Origin of the sequence: Cytobacillus sp. FSL K6-0129, assembly GCF_038007625.1 — a bacterium.
In the GTDB taxonomy this organism is placed as follows: domain Bacteria; phylum Bacillota; class Bacilli; order Bacillales; family Cytobacillaceae; genus Cytobacillus; species Cytobacillus kochii.
The window spans coordinates 3,192,770-3,210,998 of sequence record NZ_JBBOXM010000001.1 but is presented as its reverse complement, the minus strand read 5'-3'; the positions used below and the strand labels follow the sequence as shown (position 1 = coordinate 3,210,998).

The 18,229-nt window shown below is 37.5% G+C and carries 23 protein-coding genes; 1 reads left to right on the top strand and 22 read right to left on the bottom strand.

Annotated elements, in window-relative coordinates; all coding sequences use genetic code 11:
* Positions 1–12 precede the first annotated feature (12 nt).
* The 21 genes from MHI57_RS16090 to MHI57_RS15990 form a co-directional block, all read right to left on the bottom strand.
* A complete protein-coding gene (locus tag MHI57_RS16090) occupies positions 13–3,729 on the bottom strand; it encodes a tape measure protein (protein WP_340977221.1) in 3,717 nt (1,238 codons plus the stop codon).
* The gene (locus MHI57_RS16085) at positions 3,730–4,284 is read right to left on the bottom strand and encodes a Gp15 family bacteriophage protein (RefSeq protein ID WP_340977219.1); all 555 of its coding nucleotides are present in this window, start codon (positions 4,282–4,284) and stop codon (positions 3,730–3,732) included.
* Positions 4,285–4,294: 10 nt separating this feature from the next.
* Complete coding sequence (locus MHI57_RS16080; protein WP_340977218.1) at positions 4,295–4,747, bottom strand: hypothetical protein; 453 nt, start codon at positions 4,745–4,747, stop codon at positions 4,295–4,297.
* 93 nt (positions 4,748–4,840) lie between these two features.
* Complete coding sequence (locus tag MHI57_RS16075) at positions 4,841–5,293, bottom strand: phage tail tube protein (protein WP_095371148.1); 453 nt, start codon at positions 5,291–5,293, stop codon at positions 4,841–4,843.
* Positions 5,294–5,296: 3 nt separating this feature from the next.
* A complete protein-coding gene (locus tag MHI57_RS16070) occupies positions 5,297–5,698 on the bottom strand; it encodes a minor capsid protein (RefSeq protein ID WP_251163184.1) in 402 nt (133 codons plus the stop codon).
* Positions 5,698–6,021 carry a minor capsid protein gene (locus MHI57_RS16065; RefSeq protein ID WP_340977215.1) on the bottom strand — a complete coding sequence of 108 codons (324 nt, stop codon included), beginning with the start codon at positions 6,019–6,021 and terminating at the stop codon, positions 5,698–5,700. The genes MHI57_RS16070 and MHI57_RS16065 overlap by 1 nt, the downstream gene beginning before the upstream one ends.
* Position 6,022: 1 nt before the next feature.
* Positions 6,023–6,364: a putative minor capsid protein gene (locus MHI57_RS16060; RefSeq protein ID WP_322910543.1), complete on the bottom strand. Its 342-nt coding sequence runs from the start codon at positions 6,362–6,364 to the stop codon at positions 6,023–6,025.
* Positions 6,358–6,756: a hypothetical protein gene (locus tag MHI57_RS16055; protein WP_322910544.1), complete on the bottom strand. Its 399-nt coding sequence runs from the start codon at positions 6,754–6,756 to the stop codon at positions 6,358–6,360. The genes MHI57_RS16060 and MHI57_RS16055 overlap by 7 nt, the downstream gene beginning before the upstream one ends.
* 27 nt (positions 6,757–6,783) lie before the next feature.
* Positions 6,784–6,966 carry a hypothetical protein gene (locus MHI57_RS16050; RefSeq protein ID WP_251163180.1) on the bottom strand — a complete coding sequence of 61 codons (183 nt, stop codon included), beginning with the start codon at positions 6,964–6,966 and terminating at the stop codon, positions 6,784–6,786.
* Between the two features lie 12 nt (positions 6,967–6,978).
* Positions 6,979–7,971 carry a major capsid protein gene (locus MHI57_RS16045; protein ID WP_322910545.1) on the bottom strand — a complete coding sequence of 331 codons (993 nt, stop codon included), beginning with the start codon at positions 7,969–7,971 and terminating at the stop codon, positions 6,979–6,981.
* A 16-nt stretch (positions 7,972–7,987) separates the two neighbouring features.
* Positions 7,988–8,614 (bottom strand): phage scaffolding protein, encoded by a 627-nt coding sequence (locus MHI57_RS16040; RefSeq protein ID WP_322910546.1) that lies wholly within the window; start codon positions 8,612–8,614, stop codon positions 7,988–7,990.
* A 192-nt stretch (positions 8,615–8,806) separates the two neighbouring features.
* The gene (locus tag MHI57_RS16035; RefSeq protein WP_095371156.1) at positions 8,807–9,025 is read right to left on the bottom strand and encodes a hypothetical protein; all 219 of its coding nucleotides are present in this window, start codon (positions 9,023–9,025) and stop codon (positions 8,807–8,809) included.
* 1 nt (position 9,026) lies between these two features.
* On the bottom strand, positions 9,027–10,667 hold the full coding sequence (locus MHI57_RS16030) for a phage minor capsid protein (RefSeq protein WP_340977213.1): 1,641 nt from the start codon (positions 10,665–10,667) through the stop codon (positions 9,027–9,029).
* Complete coding sequence (locus MHI57_RS16025; protein ID WP_340977212.1) at positions 10,664–12,223, bottom strand: phage portal protein; 1,560 nt, start codon at positions 12,221–12,223, stop codon at positions 10,664–10,666. Before MHI57_RS16025 ends, MHI57_RS16030 begins: the two co-directional genes overlap by 4 nt.
* Before the next feature lie 11 nt (positions 12,224–12,234).
* Positions 12,235–13,593, bottom strand: coding sequence for a PBSX family phage terminase large subunit (locus MHI57_RS16020; RefSeq protein ID WP_340977211.1), 1,359 nt, complete (start codon positions 13,591–13,593; stop codon positions 12,235–12,237).
* Positions 13,586–14,305: a phage terminase small subunit gene (terS, locus tag MHI57_RS16015; protein ID WP_340977210.1), complete on the bottom strand. Its 720-nt coding sequence runs from the start codon at positions 14,303–14,305 to the stop codon at positions 13,586–13,588. The genes MHI57_RS16020 and terS overlap by 8 nt, the downstream gene beginning before the upstream one ends.
* A 71-nt stretch (positions 14,306–14,376) precedes the next feature.
* Positions 14,377–14,739, bottom strand: coding sequence for a hypothetical protein (locus tag MHI57_RS16010; RefSeq protein WP_340977209.1), 363 nt, complete (start codon positions 14,737–14,739; stop codon positions 14,377–14,379).
* 112 nt (positions 14,740–14,851) lie between these two features.
* The gene (locus tag MHI57_RS16005) at positions 14,852–14,995 is read right to left on the bottom strand and encodes a hypothetical protein (protein ID WP_157733841.1); all 144 of its coding nucleotides are present in this window, start codon (positions 14,993–14,995) and stop codon (positions 14,852–14,854) included.
* 137 nt (positions 14,996–15,132) lie between these two features.
* Positions 15,133–15,600, bottom strand: a complete 468-nt coding sequence (locus MHI57_RS16000) for a sigma-70 family RNA polymerase sigma factor (RefSeq protein ID WP_095371164.1) — start codon at positions 15,598–15,600, stop codon at positions 15,133–15,135.
* Between the two features lie 73 nt (positions 15,601–15,673).
* Positions 15,674–16,192, bottom strand: coding sequence for a hypothetical protein (locus tag MHI57_RS15995; RefSeq protein WP_322910554.1), 519 nt, complete (start codon positions 16,190–16,192; stop codon positions 15,674–15,676).
* Between the two features lie 215 nt (positions 16,193–16,407).
* Complete coding sequence (locus MHI57_RS15990) at positions 16,408–16,707, bottom strand: hypothetical protein (protein WP_322910555.1); 300 nt, start codon at positions 16,705–16,707, stop codon at positions 16,408–16,410.
* Positions 16,708–17,107: 400 nt separating this feature from the next.
* On the opposite strand from MHI57_RS15990, the gene MHI57_RS15985 reads away from it, so the two are divergent.
* A complete protein-coding gene (locus tag MHI57_RS15985; RefSeq protein WP_322910556.1) occupies positions 17,108–17,257 on the top strand; it encodes a hypothetical protein in 150 nt (49 codons plus the stop codon).
* Positions 17,258–17,365: 108 nt separating this feature from the next.
* On the opposite strand, the gene MHI57_RS15980 is transcribed toward MHI57_RS15985, so the two are convergent.
* Positions 17,366–17,602, bottom strand: coding sequence for a hypothetical protein (locus MHI57_RS15980; RefSeq protein WP_322910557.1), 237 nt, complete (start codon positions 17,600–17,602; stop codon positions 17,366–17,368).
* Positions 17,603–18,229: the final 627 nt, after the last annotated feature.

Genomic DNA, 18,229 nt, shown 5'->3' with positions numbered 1-18,229 from the left:
TTCTCACCTCCCCTACCTTGGTCTTCTTCGTTTACGATTGTTGGAACGGTTTTGTAGATTAGTTATATCATCAACTATCTCTCTTGCGACTTCTTTAGAACCAACATAAAGTGAAATAACAGCTGGTTGCTTACTGTTTGGTTCACCTTGATTACCTTCATTTTGTGTAGGAATTTGAAATCCTCTAATAGCATCTACAAGCTGATTCCCCATGCCACTATGTGCCATTCTTGATGTGCCTAAAGCTTGTTCGGCCGTTGATGTTAAAATCATTCCGTTAGACAGGGTATCTAGTTCTTTATAAACTGATTTAGCGTTTTCCCTGATACCTACAGCAATTCCTTCGGGAATCCAACGACCTACATCATCCCTCATTAGTCGAGAAGGGGAATGGATTCTTAAAGCGTTTTTCATGGTGCTTGCAACACTATTTGCTATACTCCTGGCTGTAGACATTACTGCACCTCTACCAGCTAATAGACCTTGATTTAAACCAGCCATGGCATTCCTACCTACTAAATTAAATTGACCTCTTGTACCGTTGAACGGAGTAACTAAATCTTTCGCTAACAACCTCATTGTTTTGGTTTGATCATTTGACCCTGCTCTTAATCTACCAAGCATGTTTTTCATGGCTTGTTGAGTAACTAGTGGTAGCTTTTTGAGCGACTTTTCTATAATCTTGACTGAATTATCATGCCCCTTAGAAATTTGTCTAAAATTCTTTTCGGAGCTTTCAAGAATACCTTTGAACATATTTTGAACTGATTGCAAAACAGCATTACTACCTTCGTTTATACCAAGAACTAAACCTTCTGTAATGTTAGAGCCAAAACCCTTAAAAACTTTAGAAGGGCTATTTATTCCAGCTTCTTGCTTAAAGGCATTTGCCGTATCCTTTGCCATATTTTTAGAAGCATTTTGTGCTTGTGGTGATCCTTCTTCAATCCCTCCTGCTGTTCCTTCTGGCATTGCCTTTCCGAGTGATTTAAAATCAGCTGATTGTATTTCTTCAGCTAAGGATTGTTCCATACCAGTTACTAAATGTCCTACAGCTTCCATTACACCTGATTCTTCAATACCTAAGGATTTGCTCAAAGCATCAGTAGCTGTGTCTCCACCTTTTTGAAAGGCTTCACTTAAATTTTTTAACTCTTCATCAGAGGCATTAACTAATGCATTTACGTGTCCTGCTGATTCGGGACCTGCTTCTCTTAAAGTATTGAGCAAACCTTCATCAACACCACGCTCAGCTAAAGTGGCAATATTCTCTGCCCAATTGCTAATAATCTCTTGGTTCGTTTGGAGATTCTCCGTCATTTCTGCAACAGTTATCTTTGATTTTTCACTAAGGGTATCAAACATATTCGTAGCTTGTTCTTTGTAACTCTCCCATGTCGATTTCATGGACTCGACGATCTCTTTATTAGTGTCTGATAATCTTTCAAAATCTATCACTTGATTATTGACACCATTCTTAACAGCCTCTGTAATAGCCTCTTGAGAGGAGACCATCTGCTCTTCAGTAACCTTCTGTTGTACAGCTAACTGTGATTGAGTATCAATTAAAGATGCCTCCTGTTCATCAAGAGCAGCCATCGCATCCTTATATTCTCCTGATTTAACTGTTCCTTCTGCCTTTTTCTGATTCCAGTCTTCTTGTAAGGCATTTATTTCTTTTAATTGCATGTCAATTTCATTTTGCTCTTTTGATATTTCTAATTGTCTTTCTAACGCACCATTGTAAGATGTCTGTTCCTTCATTAACTCAACGCGGGCTTGTATTTCCTTCGATGACATGCTTAACGCCCCTGCTTCTTCGTTATAAGCAAGGTTTAAACCATCTATGGATCCATTTAATTGTTCGATATAGGAGTTAAGTATTTCTTTTTCAGCAGCAGACTTCTTTTCTTTTCCGGCTAGTTCTTCTATTTTCTTAGCTAATTCTTCGTTAGCCATAGCTGATGCATTAATTTCAGTTTGATTCTTTTTGTACGCTTCAGCGTTATTATTAATTTGATCATTTAATGAATTTACAGATTCACCAAGCTTTTCAGTCTCAGCATTTAATTTCTCAGCTTCTTCACTTGTTTTGTTAAACCATTTTACTAATGCAATGACTCCACCTACTAATGCACCTATACCAAGTGTGATCCAACCAATTGGACCCATAGCCAATTTTGTTGCAGCGGCAAATGCAATTTTCGCTGCAGTTGCCAACTTGACTTTCCCTGTTAAAACACCCAGAGCTAAACTACTTAATGTAATAGCGCCTGTATGAGCTACCGTAGCAGCGGCACCAGCTCTAGTTACTGCAGTTGATGTCATTTGTGCTGTAATTTGAGTACGTGTAGCTAGTGTTAAAGCTTGTTGTGATGCAATAGCAGTTGTAATTACTGCATTCATTGATTTAATAGACGCTATAACTTTAGTGACTATCACTAGCCCTGCATATGCTGATACCATGCTCAATATTACCGGGGATAAAGCTTTCGCTACAGGGATAACTGCTCCTACCGCAGAACCAAAAGCCTTTACGACTGGTGTTGTGCTTTCAATCACCGAACCAACCACTTTAAATGACTGGTTAACTATTGCTTTTAAACTATCAATATTTTGAGCGATATCTTTCCCAGTTACCTGTTGGGATAGCTTATCGAAAGATTTAATGATATCGGCAATCCCTTTTGCTGCTGCATTTCGTAAGTTTCCTAAAGAAGTAGCAATTCCTAAACTATTTTCTTTTGCAAGTTTGGCCATGATTCCAGTACCAGTACCAACTTCAATAAGTTTCTCATTGAATTGATCTAAAGTAATAGCCCCGTCTTGTAAAGCGTTGTATAAATCATCCTTAGCGCTTTTACCAGCAAATCCAAAACCTTCAGCAATCTTAATCAAACCGACATCCATCGTTTCGGATAATGTGTTCCAAGTATCCATATTCATGGTTCCGGTCTGTAAAGCCTTAATATATTGATCAGTTCCACGCTTTGCTTCCTCTGCACTAGAACCCGAGCCAAGCAATGCATTGTTTAATGCAATCGCTGACTCTGTTGACTTATCCATGTCATTAAAAGAGGTGTACATTCTTTGAGCACTGCCAGCGATATCATTAAGTGTAGTTGGTAATCCATCGATACCTTCAGAAAGTTTATTCATCGCTTTCTCTGAATCCTCAGCAGAAACCCCTAAGGCTTGTAGTACTTTTGGAAATGCATTAAGTGTATCAAAACGTGCAATTGCCGCATCCACTGAGTTTTTTAATTCATTAAATACCGCTGTACCAATTGCCACCAATCCCAAAGAGGTGGCTAACTCTTTTATGCCGAATGAGGCTCTACCGGTTTCTTCTCCAACATTTGACACCTCTTGACTCGCCTCTTGAGCTTGGCTTGCCATGCCGTCCAAACTATCTGAAACACCGCGAACGCTAGATGCAGCACTAGTACTACTATCAGCTAAGCCATCAACACTGCCTTCTACGCCCCTTAAATCTCTACTTGCCCTAGAACCACTTTCTCCTAATCCTTCAATAGCACTACCTGCACCACGCACACTAGAGCTTGCTTGAGTACTACTATCACTAATACTATCCATACTATTTTCTACAACTGTCATTCCACGGCCAGACCTAATTGCTGAATCTCCCAACCTATCTAATGCATTAGATGCAACTGTTACCTGTCTGCCATCAACCTCAATCTCAATCCTAATTGATCCATCTGCCAATTATTCCACCTCCTCCCGAGCTAAAGAATATTTCCTCTGAAGTTTCTCCATATTAGCCTTATAATCAGGTGAATCAGTATTTTTCGGTTTCCATGCCCTAATTTGAATAATCCTCTTCATGATCGTTTCATCTGGCAATCCGTTGAGTAAGGATTGAAATTCATGCCAGTGAAGCTTTCCTTGCTCTTTATACAAGTTCACTCCATAGGCTTGTTGAAAAGAGGCATATATGGATTCTGCATCTATACTTAAATCAATAAGTTGCTCATGTTCTTGTTGAACAGGCATTGGATTGCCTTGAAGGTCATATTCTATTGACGTTTCGTTTTCAATTTTAATAAACTCTTGATATATTAAATTCCACATATCAATTACATCAGAATCAGGAACGCAACCGATTAGTAAGTTTAATGCAGTTTCTGCTTTTTCAAGAGGGTTGAGAACCTCGTCATATAGAACATCAAAAACATCTAACACATTATCAAAAGATAGATCAATCGAATAAATTTCACCTTTAAAAGTAAACTCGGTGATTAGAGGGTCGTTTAACCTCACTCTGCATCACCTACTTCTTTTTGGCTTTTTTATTTAGATATTCATTTTGTTTTTTCTTAGCTTCTTTAGATCGTGATGTCTCTTGCTCCTCAAGCCGTTGAGCGATGGCAGCTCCCACTACCTCTAAGGCTTTCTCTAAAGCTAGAATATCTGGATATTCTTTGTAAATTTTACGGAATGAGCCGTCACCAAATATAATGTCATATTGAGCTGCAATGAACTCTTTATTAACATCAAATGCGGCATCTACTGTTTTTTCATCGAGACTCTCAACAGTAATTTCTTCTGGAAAGTGGATATGTTTAGCTCTCTCCTCAGCCACCTTTAATTTTTCTTGTGCTAATTCATCAACATTAAAATATCTTCTGAGATTTTCAAAAGAGCTATCAAACCACAGTTCCACTTTTCCAACTTTCACAGGAAATCCAGTTCTTTTAATATCAATTTGTATATCTTTTGACATCATAAATCCTCCTCTAAAAATAAAAGAGAGGCATTAAACCTCTCTTATCCTTCTGGTATTTCTTCTTCATCGCCTCCGTCTTCCGGAGGTTCCTCAGGGTGTAGTTAAATCTGTTTCTTTTGGAATTGTATCGAAACGAATATTGCAGCTAAATGTTTCATAAGCAGATGCATCGCCTGCTCCAGCTACAATTGCTGAGACTGTTGCTCTACCTACCCATTCTTTCTTGCCATCTGCCGAAACGACTTTGTGCCAAACCTTACGACCATCACCAGTTTTGTATTTCAATCCAGCAATCAATGCTTGAGCAGGGTCTTCAGGGTCATAAAAGCCTTCTGGAGTGTAAGCGCCAGCTACAGAAACAACATCCGTTTCTGGTGTGCCATCACCGTCATAGAATGCTTGCTCCTCAGTTCCTTCTTGTGTATCATCACCAATTGCAGAAATGTATTTTGCAAGTTCTAACCACTCTGTTCCTGGTGTTTCTGTACCTGGAAGATATGCTTGTACAAAATGTCCTCTTAACGCATTTTTTTGTCTTGCCATTCTTTATTCCTCCTTAGTATTAAAGACTGTTACTGTTGCTTGAATATCTAATAAAAAAACGAACCAACCCTGATCATCTAATTGATTGATGAAAGGTTTGTTCGTTATTGAAAGGTCCTCAAATTCAAAACTATTATTATTACTCTCCAACTCTTCTAATCTCTCTAATTCATCCTGTACTAACCACAGTGATTGATGTATTTTGCTTTGTGACTTCGATTTCATAGCAATTTCATAGTTTAATTGTTGATCACTCACACCATCCATGAACTTCCTAATTACTTGTGAACCAGGCAAGGGATATATAACAAGCGATTCTTCTGCCCCTATATATCCCTTCTTACAGTTAAGTGGAAGGTTGGGGATTAGGTTAATTCTATCGGTCAATCTTTCTATAAAATCCATTACCAATCAGCCCCCTTTATGAAAGCCTTGTTCCAATCATTCATATAAAGGTTTTTAGCTTTCATATCCCACCTCGGAGCAGTGCCAGGAGTGGTGTAATTATGCATGTACATATAAAAAAGCCTTGCAGCGTACTTTTGATGATACTCAATACCAGAACCATCTACAGCAATACTCATTGCTTGCCTTAAGTTACCTTCATCCATTGGAACGAACTGATTCATATCTGCGGCTGCTTGATTTGCTAAAGTCCTTTGACCATTTCTAACTGCTTTGGCACTCAACTTACTACGAGCAACACTTAAATTAACTGTTACCCCCATATTAGACCACCTCCAATTCATAAGAATAAATAGTGGTGCTATATGCTTCGTAAATAGGAATAACCTTCGTGACAATATGATTTGTATCGTCAAAATGAAGCACTGATTGAACTTTAAATTTAGGTATTGGAGTAGTCATGCCCTCATAACAAAAAACAACCGCATTATATAGTAATTGTTTACCAGAGGCACTCGAGCTATAAGCTGCGCCTCTGTCAATACGGCAGTGTTCAATGAGAACTGAATCAGCGTATTCAGGTTCAGACCAATCATTCTCTCCAATGTACTCTTTATAATAAAAAGCATCGATTAAAAATTTTTGCGGCGGTTTAGGCATTACCATGTCATCACACCACTAAATAACAAGCCCGTCCCCTCTAGGTATATATAAACGTCCTCCGAGATTAAGGGCTTACTTTCGTTCGCCCCACTTGGATTATATCTACTTGCATTAGAAACGCTTGTACGCCCTGCTTGAAAGGTCTGGGGGGCATTATTTATTTCCTCGAATGTTGTAGCTCCAAGAACGTGGAAGTATTCAATTTGAGTACATAACGCTTGTTTAAATTTATTTACACGCCATGTATTATCCTTTTCGATGTTCACCCTTTGGTAAAAGTGGTTAGTAACGTTATCGATTACAGCAGAAGCTTTTGAGAGTAATTTATTAAAATCACTCTCATCAATATCACGATTATTCAGTTCCTTAAATTCCTCAAAAGTGAGATAAGCCATAATCTCCCTCCTAATAAAAGAAGGAGACTATTTGTCTCCCTCATTATCTTCTTTGTTATCTATACGTTCCAAAAACTCACCTTTGTGATTTTTTAAGTTTTCGGCAGCTTCATCAGCGCGCTTGACAGTCATTTCAATTTCTTGATCTTTTTTGTAAACTTCATCTGTTTTAATGTCTCTGAACGGTTGCAATACCTTGTATTTAGCCATGTTTTAGCCTCCTTAACCTGCTGGTGTTTGCGGTACTGTATTGAATCGGAACTTTACGATACGTACTGATTTCGGCTCATAAACACGAGTCCAACGTGCTGCAGTGTCAATTTCAGAGTTCGTAGGGAATACGTTAGCCACTCCGCCTTCATTCCACTTAACGCCACGTGGGTGCAAGATGAAAATTTTACGGTTGATAAGCGCTTCTTCACCAGAGTAAGCTAATGGATTTCTGCTAACTTCTGTTTGGATGATTCGCGGATGTGATCCATTACCAAGTGCAATAGCACCTTGACCGAAAATGTACATTTCGGCTTGTCCTGTAGCTGTATCGTAGAACATAGAATCGTCTACAGTTACTTGTTTTCCGTTAAAGTAAGGAATTGGTTTGCCTTGTTGTGATTGCGGTACGTAATCAATTAAATCTTGTTTACGTAGTTCTGTTTCAACAGCAGAATGCATCATAACTCCAGTTAGTGATTCTTTTGCGTCACCCATCAACTGAGTAGCATCAAGAAATGTACTCATGTTGATTGTTCCAGCTATTCCGTCACGACCTGTAATGTCATATACTTTACTGGACATAGAAGTGCTTTTGAATACTCCACCAAGCGTAGAAAGTAGTGTGCGCTGCATATCTCTTGCCCAATAAGCTGCAACTAGTTGAGCAATAGCATCCATTGGATCGTCACCAGAAAGCATTGCTGATAAACCATTCGCCCCCCAAGCATTAACACGAGCATGTTTGCGAGCCACATCATCGCTAGAAGTAATTTTCCCAACAGACATGTCGCCTTCATCTTTCATGATTTGAGATTCTTCATTCCCTAAATCATTCCAGAAGGGCATATTAATAAGGGTATTCGCCCCGCCTGCTAAGTTATTGAATTCAGTATCATTAGCAATAATTCCACTTTGCACTAATGCTGATAGTTCCATAGTTCTTTGAATTGTGTATGGAGTGAAAATCTCCGGTTGGATTACATCTTGTAAACGTGTAGTCATTTATATCATTCTCCTTTTATTTTCCGGCTTGTGCTTTTAACGCATTGTATAAGTCCGGATTTTCTTTGTATAATTTACCTTGCTCCGTTAGATTCCAGCTTTCCTTGCTGAATGGGTTTACCCCACCAGTTCCACCTTGTGGATTTCCAGGAGCAACTATTGTTGGTGAATTTGGCTTTTGCTCTGTTTCAAATAAATAAGAATCACTTTCTTTAAGGGTTTTCAATTGGTCATCTAGACCTTTTAGAATATCCCCATCAAGCTTGATTGTGTCCATATCTAATAACGCTCTCAATGCCTTAGTGTTTTTCACCTTTGCACCCGCCAAAGTATTCTCTAGTTTGTGGTCAAAAGCTTGCCTCTGAAGCTTTTCTTCATACTCGTTCTTTGTTGTTTCGTTTTCACCTTTCAAACGGTCAATCTCAGCTGTTAATTCCTCGTTACCTTTTGCTTTTTCCCCTAGTTCTTTTAGTTGGGTATCACGTTCATCTAGTTGAGTCTTGTAATCTTCTATCTGAGATTCTAAACTCTCTACCTTATCAGCCTTTTCCTTGATGGAATTAACTGATTTACCGTGTTCTTTCATGATGTTTTCAATCGCATCATCCTCTAGTCCCAAACTTTTTAGAAACTCTCTATTCATCTTTCATTCCTCCTACATTTGTTGACGCGGTATTGTCCGCGATGGATTAGTTATTTAACGCATAACTGCGATTGATTGCATAATAAATAAGCCTTTTAATGACTTGCTTAGGTCAGGTAACAATGGGTACTTCCAAAAGCTTTCTTTCCAGGCATAAAAAAGCACTTAACCATTTTTCGGAGGTTAAGTGCTTCAATCGATTACTTCAATACTTTTCACTTCTGTTTCATCAAAATTGATATAGTTACCTTTTAAATTCCCTTGAGTTGGAACAATCGTTAATTCTTCCACACCCTTTTCGCTATCTCCAGGAGAAGTCCAATGGTCAACAACACCTATTAAGATACTGTCATCATCAAAAATAACTTTTACCTTTGCCTTGGAATCTAATAAAGGGATTTTTGAAAACATATTATTCATCCTTCCATATTGGTACTATATGAGTTCTATTTTTAGAATGGTGTATTTTTATAAAGTTCGCCTGTCGTACTCCGTTTAAACTTACAGCTATTCCAATATTATCGGTTATTCTCATTTTTTCTGTGTTTCTCCTCTTGCCATTATTATCTCTTTCAATTACCCCAGTCCCAGCATATTCATCAAATAACTTTTGAACATCTACACTGTCATAAAAATAACTTTTACCTTCAATTTTCGTAGCCTGCATGTGTGGAGCTTGTTTTTCAGGGTTAATAGTGGAACCGAACTGGCCATCCTTCAATTTTGATTTCACATAATAATTATCTTGTATTTTATTCCATTCTCCTACTTTATTATACTTCAGATCAAGGAATCCATCTATACTTCTTGGAAGCCTTTCACTCCCTAATAATGATTTGTACCTTTGATATTGTTCATTGGCACTTCTCAATTCCGATTTACTTAAATAACTAGCATGTCCTTTATCTTCAAAGTCTTTCATCAGTGTGGATAAAGGAGTATATACTTTTTCTCTTTTGTGATTTCTACTAAGGTACTTGTTATTTTTATCAAGATGCTCCCTCATAGCCGCCTGTCTCCGTCTGACCATCATTCGCCAGTAATCAGCCTTATCACTGCCTAATTCCTCAGCAACCATAAGTTTCTTTTTATACTTAACTATTTCTCGCTCAATCCTGCGTTGTGTATCCCTGGCTTGAGCGACTTGAGCATTTAGATCAGCATCGTAATGAGGTTGATTATTGGTATTTACACCTGGAATAAAAGGAATATGCAAATGCCTGCAATTGACGCCCCTGTGACCGCCTGCTGTTCCATAATCAGCACCCCAAGAAGGGTCGTATATTGATTTATACTCACTATCCTCAGGTATTTCACTAGGCATCCTCAAATCAACAACATTCCCCTGAATGGCAGAGCATTGTTTCCTTGCTCCTACATGACTAGTAACAACCACTGTATAAACGCCATATTCACTCATACGCTGTGTTCTCAATTCATTATAGGTATTTCCTAGTGTGGACTTCAAAACTGTTCTAACGTAACCTTCAAGGCTCCATGTGTTATTTCCTCTGTCTGTAAGAGTTGTACGGATTCCTTTTTGGGCTAAATCAGTTATTGCTCTTTCGAGAGACTCCTCAAATGTAAAAATTCCTGTATTGAACATTGCAGCAGTTTGATTTAGCACATTTTGATAAGCAATTTGAGCAGTTCCTATACCGAAATTGGTTGTAATGAGTGTTTGATTGACGTAGTTCTCAATATCTCCCCAAGCTTGCTCATAATAAGCCTGCATAATCATATCCAAATTACTCGGAATAGGCTTAGACGGAACCGTCATACTCTTATCAATGTCTTTTATAATGCCCTCACCAGCATCTTCAAACATACGTTTAATTTCCTTCTCAGAAACATCTGTAACCTTAGAAAGAAGAGATACAACCTCGTTATTGAATAACCTTAATTCATATAGTTTCTTAGCTTGCCAATCAGTAATATCCCTAGAACCATCTTTTAAATGCTTAATAAGCAACCTAATGATTTCACCTTCAAGACTGTTGTACAATTCAGCCATGTTACTCGACCACAAATCTAATTGATGTGGTGTAATCATTCATCATCACCTGTGTACTGCCTTTCTCTGCGGTGATTAACGTTTGCTGGCTCCGTTCCTAATTGATCTGCATTAATTTCTTTTATCCATTGCTCAGCTGTCTCTTTAGGTACTTTGAAAACACGCTGGATAATTTCTGCTGTTGGTATTAAACCAAACGTTTTAGCTTTACCGTAGAAGGTGAGTAAGGCGTCTCTATCCTGGAATACTCCGTCATCAAAATCGACACCAATATGTTCAAACGTGGGGATTTCGCCATCAAACAGGCTTTTACCATTCCAGGTAGTCGCTTTGGCAAGTTCAAGAACGGATACAATCAACCCTTTAATAAATTGCTCCACTTCGTAAACGTGATCGTTTCTAGTGCGGTAGGTTAAATCATTTTCGCTGACAACCTCAGTAGCTGTTTTCATGCTTCGACCATCAAAACTAAATGTCCCTACAGAAAGTTTTAATTCCATTTCTAACGTTCTGAGCGATTGATTGATAGCTGATATATATTGGTCGGTCCTAATATCACTCGTGACATCTTTGACCGGGTCCTTACCATCCCCCATATGAATGGATTTATAAACATTGACATCTGGGTCGAATACTTGGATAGGAGGTCTACCACTTTCATCTGGCAATGTACTTAACATTGCATCATTAACAAACACTGTTCGCTGTCCCATCTTGATTTCCCACCAAAATTGATCATATGTGTCATTAATCTTTTTTAGCGTAGTAACTGCATTATCTGCAATCCCTAACCCTAATGGGCTGTGGGGGTTTATGTTATTAAAACCAGAAGGTTTGAGATAATTAAACAAAGGCCTGGATAGCCCTGATATTTCTGCTTGTTCTTGTAATCCATTGTAAACTTCATCAAGTGGCACTCTCTTGCCAATTTCATTTGGACTTTCAGACTTATAAAGTTCATTAGTGATTACATACAATCCATTCTTCCACTCATGAAATTCTAGTAATGTATAATAAATAATTTTATTACCTTCAATTTTGGTAGTAACTGATTTCATCACACCTTCCGATATACCATTACTGTTATTTCGTAACGGATAAAAGGCATTGGCCAACGCCCAAGAAAATTCAATATTACCAGTTTCAGTGTCTACATAAGGTCTTACTGTTAACCCACCAAGCGCCAGCATAGGTTCCAAGTAATCAGCTAGATTTTTCTTAAATTTATTATGTTCAAATACATGCTTAATGAATTCATGTGCTGATTTAAAGCTATTTTCCTTCTTTTCCTCGTCTTTTCTATCGGAAACAGTAACTTCGCATTGCTCATTAAAAATCAATCCTGCAAGTACATCGGCGCTTAATTTCCTCATGTTTAGTGGCATATAATCCCGCTTTTTCAAAAGGCCCTGCGAGTTGAAATACTCCACTTGTGGATATTCATTTGCATATTGCTTCATATTACGCTCAATACGAGCCAATTCTTTCGGATCAATATTGATTTTAGGATGATCGTTAATTGATTTCAGGTTCTTCCCAGCCAAATCATAACCTCCCCTCTTAAACAGACTTTTGACACGATCAATAATTCTCAATCTACCACCTCCTACACCTTCAAACGCAAGTCTCTAGCATTTGAAACACAAAAATACTGAAAATCATCACAAGTATGGTCATCTTCCTTCACCACTTGCGGATTATCAGTGTTCTGTGTCTTCTCTATCCATTGATACTTTTTATGTTCTTCTATAAATATATCGTTGCTGTCACAGTTCGGTAGATTAGTAGGTAATGGATTTACAAGATAATAAAAACGACCTTGCGCTAAAAGGTCGTGAACGTAATCTACCATATCTACTTTTTTAAGCTTGTTAACTGGGTTCCAATGTTGCCCATGATCTTTTAAATATTGATTTCGCAAAGCTCCTTCAGCACTATCAATTGTACGATTCCTAATCCTCGCTCCTGTATAGGGTGCTTGAGTAGATGTAGCCATAATAAATTGGAATATATCCTTTGATAGATCACTAGGAGCCTTTTTATTCACTTGACCAGCTGGACTGTAATAGTAACCATTTAATCTAATCACCTTACCCCTTGCAGTTAGTCCATAACATCCACAGGAAGTTGCAGAAACGCTATGTCCAGTGTCCATTGAGTAAAATAGAGCAATAACCCTATCGTCATCTGGCAACTGCTCTAACGGCTTAAACAGACTCATATTGTACACATTGGTTCCGAGTCCTACAGGTTCACCAAGGTACAAATACCGATAATAATCGTAGTCGTTATTCTTTATCCTTTCGATATCCTGTAGCATCTGCTCAGTAACAAAACCTAACTCATCATTCTTGTAACTCGAATCATGTACAAGGTAGTTATCTTCACCAATCATACTGTCAGACCATTCATTGATCCAGCTGTACGGATTACGTGGTGGATTGTATGACCAAAAGAAACGAACCATATCAACAAAAGGATGCTTTTGCCGCATAAATGTTGTATTAGTCTGGTCAAATTCCTCAGCATTTGCAAACTCTGCTGCTTCTTCATACCAAACACCAATAATGTTTCCAATATCGTTTGATTTTAGTTTCTGGAAGTCATCCTGCCCATAAAAATAGAACGTAGAACCTGTACTTTTATGGGTCAATTTTAAAGGTGCAACACTATCCTTAAAATCACCTGTTTTCCCAACAGAGAACCCAAACTTACGTAAAGCCCACTGAATCTTTAAGAACACACTATCTCTTAAAGATGTACCAACCTTACGGATAACAACAACATTTGCTTTCTCACCTTTTCTTATGAGCTTCATCATCATGAAAACAAGCATTAAAACAATGACAGATGATTTAAAAGAGTTACGGCCGCCTCTTAATATGTTATATGGCTTCTTAGTGGTCCAGACACTCTTAAAATGAGGATTAACCTCTTTCTGAATATCAATCGTTGGCTTACTCATTGTCATCACTCCATCTATCTACAACGGTGATGGATGGTGTAGTGTCGTTTTTGCTATCGTTAGAGATTTTCTCAATCTCTGCTTTAGTCTTATCAACAGTTAACTGCATCTGCTCCAGTTTAAGCCTTCTCTCGTCATCTTCATGAGCCATATCTAGGAACTGCTTAATAAGTGATCGTAACTCACTCATCGCTCTAGACTGGGCATTTATAAATGTTGCATGACGGTCCCAAGCAAATTGATATTCCCATTCACGTTCTTCTGCAAAATCGGAATCCTTTTTCTTTTTGAGCACTTTTATGATATCGTCTTTATCCTCTACATACATTATCTTTTGCGCTCTTATGATAGCTGCATATTGAATCTGTATCTGGTCATAAATCAAATCAGCTGGTGAACGTTCTTCCATTTGCTCCATGATTTCTAATGTCTCAGCAGGAAGGAACTTGGAGAAGAACCCATGTGTTACAGCGTTTTGATTTGATTTAGGAGCACCGCCATTATTGCCTTTAGCGTTTATATTGCCCTTTGGAGCACCACGCTTTTTTGTGTGCACACTATTTTCTTTGGGTGCACCCCTATCTCTATTCCACCCATATCGCTTTTTCCACGACTTTACGGTGTTAATGGAGACATCGTATTTTTCTGCAATGTCTTTATATTTCATGCCTTTTACATAATCTTTTTCTGCTTGTACATATTTTTCAGCCATGCTACATCACCTGCCACCTCCATATATTTGAGTTGTTTTGGAACATAAAAAAGGCACCCTCGAAAGGATGCTTAGTTGTTAACTCGATCTGGTTTGTGATAATCCATATAATCATTCACGTCATATAAAAAGCTAAAAACATTTCCATATGTCAATCTGCCAGCAATCGAAGCTACTGCTTTATGTACAGCAGGACGATAATAACTATCAAAAATAAGGTTATCCTCATAGAATGATTTAACTTTGTTTAATGAGTTATTTTTATATTCAATATCTAACTCTTTTCTTAATTCTTTAGCTATCTCGAAAGCGAGTTTTTTATTACCTTCATAAGCCTCCATACCTTGCTGAGACTTTTCAATATAATAATTCATTTTCGCTACCATTTCTTCTATCGTTACTTCATTTTTAGCATCAAATAAAACTAATCTCATCTTTTCCACCCGCCACCGCCTGGGTCAATATGATGACCTCCTACACCTAGATCTGAATGATAGCCGCCACCACCTGGGTCCTTCTTAATTCTTCCTCCACCTGGATCTTTTCTCATTTCAAAAGCCCCCTTCGTTTTTTAATAGGAATGGAATAACACACATCACAAACGCCATCATTGTCATGGTACTCATTATAATCTGTGATTACTGCCTCACATTTAGAACAAATCCACAATCCTTGTTTCACCTGCTCCATATGCAATCCTCCCCTTTTTATAACATAATTCGCCATAAAACGGGGTAAATCCTCCTATAAAATCACCGAAAGGTGAGCAACGCACAAAAATAGAGGAAGCAGCTTGTTTAACTGCCTCCCCTGTCCTGCCTTCCATTTTAGCATGCCGATTTTTCGTGTTTCAACAAATGCACAAAGTGGCTTTTTTGGCTCAAATGGTTCAATATGGTTTCTTTGGCTTTTTTGACCTGATTTCTAGATATACACAAATGATAAGATATCTCTCGGAATGACATGCCATCTAGGATACAATCATAAATGACTTTATCGCGTTCATCTTCCAATAATTCGGCAGCAAACTCAATAACATATACTTTCTCTCTAAGTCGCTCTAGCCTGTTATATAAACGTTCTTCACGTAAATCCATGTTATTTAACTCCGCTTGGCTTTTTCCAGAGCTTCCTTTTGGCAAAGTTGCCTCTATCCCATATTGAGCAACACCCCAACTTTTCATAGGTGTAGAATATCCAAATAGTACTTTTTCAAGGCGCTCCACTTCTTTTTTCATCCAATGATAATCTTTTAACAACGATTCGATTCTTTTAATGCTGGCAGCTTCTTTCATACAGGAACCCCCTATGTTAAAATATAATTGGGTGCCGGGGATTCCTGGTCATGTCTCTGCATTGCAGGGACTTTTAATTTGCAAAAGGGAGAAGTTTTTTTCTTCCTTCTTTAGCTGCTAGCGAAGCATCTTCTACAGTTCTGTGATAACCGAAATAATAAACCTTCCCTCTATATTTGACAGTAGCTCTCCATTTTTTCTTATCTTTATCCCAAGTGACGCCTCTAGCACCAGATGTGTTATTTTTTTGAACCCTTGTATTTTGGTTGTTTTCGGACAAGGTTACTATTCTCAAATTATTTCTTTTATTGTTTAAAGTGTTCCTGTCTACGTGGTCCACAAATCTATCTGTTGGTGCGTCCATAATATATCTATGCATGCCGATCAAAGCAGGTTTCCCCTCTTTGTTTTTTGTGTTGCCCATCACATAATAGGATTCTGTCTTTTTGTTGTAATTTACAAACCAACTACCTGGGAAACTATCTACTTTTTCCAGATCAGAAGTATCAATAAATGTGTTGAACACATCACCGTTTCTACGTTTTATGAAGATGACGGTAGTCTCGCCAAGTGTCTCATATCTATTCTTCATTTAATCAACCCCTCTATATGAGCTATTTTCTTCTTTTGTTAAATTATTTATTTTTCATGCATACTTTTATTAATTATGGATAAATTATTATTGGGTAAGGAATTAAAAATCTTCCGCAGTGCCTACTTAGGTATATTTTCTTACCCACTTCCATAATATGGTCACACGATTAGAGAGAGCTTGGATGGGCTCTTTCTTTTCGTAGTAAACTTTCTCTATCTTGTGTTTACTTGTTTATCTTTAGATAGCATCTTTTGTTTAGATTTCTCTAATGCATCAATAACAACATCTATACTTTCAATTTTTGTAAAGAGCATCCGTACTGGTGTTTCTTCTACACTCATAACTTTATCTTCACCGTACTCATGATAAGCACCAATTTCATTTCTCTTCTCGTTATTCCAAAACAACACGGTACCGACTGTATCATCAGATTGCAAAAGTCCTGCAGCCACTTCAATATCACCATATCCAAATTCCAATTGCTTTGTTTTATCAATATCAACTATTGGCATAATTGTCCTCCTCTAATGTAATTTCATTCCACTTAATCAAATCTTCCCTAACCCCCTGAGCAGGACTCTCTGCGAAAAAGAGAAAGGTCAACTGGTCAAGGTGCGTAATATCTTGAACTGTGAATCTATTACCCTCGTGGATCAGCGTGCTGCCTATTGTGTAATTCATTGAAATTAACTCCTCCTACCTTTTGTTTCTTAATCATCATCTTCAACTAGAATTTTTGCTGCTTCCCATTCTGCGCCACATGATGAACAAACCCTATCGCCTTCCACTGTAGTTGGAAAATAACAATATCGACATTCCCAATGCATCCTCTTCCCCTCCTAATCAACTAATTATCCTTCGTATAAATTCTTCTTATTTAGAAAAGATAAATTTAGAAGGAGGTGTAATTTTATGTTAAAAAATGATTCTGTATTAGGACTTGGTGTATTAGCTGTCCTTCTAACAACAATATATACTGCAATATTAGCTTCCCAATTAACGGCTACAAAAAACAAAGTTGATTACCTGTACTATAAAGGCAAATTAAATAATACCGAATAAACACTTATTAGTTGTTCTAAAAGCCTTCTTTATACAAAAGTAGGCTTTCTATATTGTCCTACTCCTTTCAATTGCTAAACTGATCTATCATTTAGTTGCTTTAATTTACTATGCTTTAATAATTGGTTTCTCTAAATCAACATCATACAAATTCTCATCTAATACATCTAAAGAATCACTGTTTAAGAGGTCGTATGATTTATATGAATAAATCTTTGATGGTATAGGTAATCCTGTCTCCTTGCCAATTAAAGCATCATCGCAGTAGCACACAGGTAAATCACCATGTTCATCCAATTGTGATTCCAAGTGTTCAATCAGTTGCTTTAGGTATACTTGTTCCATCTCTATTCCTCCTTAATTAACTCCCTGCTTATCGTGTAAATTAAAATTGCCTACATACTTTTACTAATTATGGATATGCTAATTATTGGACAAGGCTAAAATTCTCAAATGGCCATATAAGAATTCCTTGTCGTACGCAAACTCCATATTTTATAATTTCACTAAATGTTTTTCTTACTTCAGACGAACCTTCCTAGCTTTTTTATGAATAGGCTAAAGAGCTAGAGGTTAGATTATTATTATCCTTTGTTGGAGGTATAGTCTATATGCTAACTCATATTTTTTTATGGTCCATGTTAATTTTGCCTTGGTTTATTCTCCTTTTATTAGATACCAAAAGGGTGAAGTCCTTCATTCCAGGTGGATTAGTGAGTGCCTTGCTTTTGACAATATTATTTCAGCTATATCAAAGATATAATCTGGTTGAAGTTGTTGAAACAATTTTCCCTTTAACTAATACAACACCTTTCATCTATGGAATATACATAGTCTTACCCACAATATTTTTATACTTTACATTCGGTAACTTTTGGCTTTATATCACCCTTAACACTATAAGCGATGCAATCTTTTCTTTTGGAATAATGAACCTTTATGAATATTTCGGGATTTATAAAATGGATGATC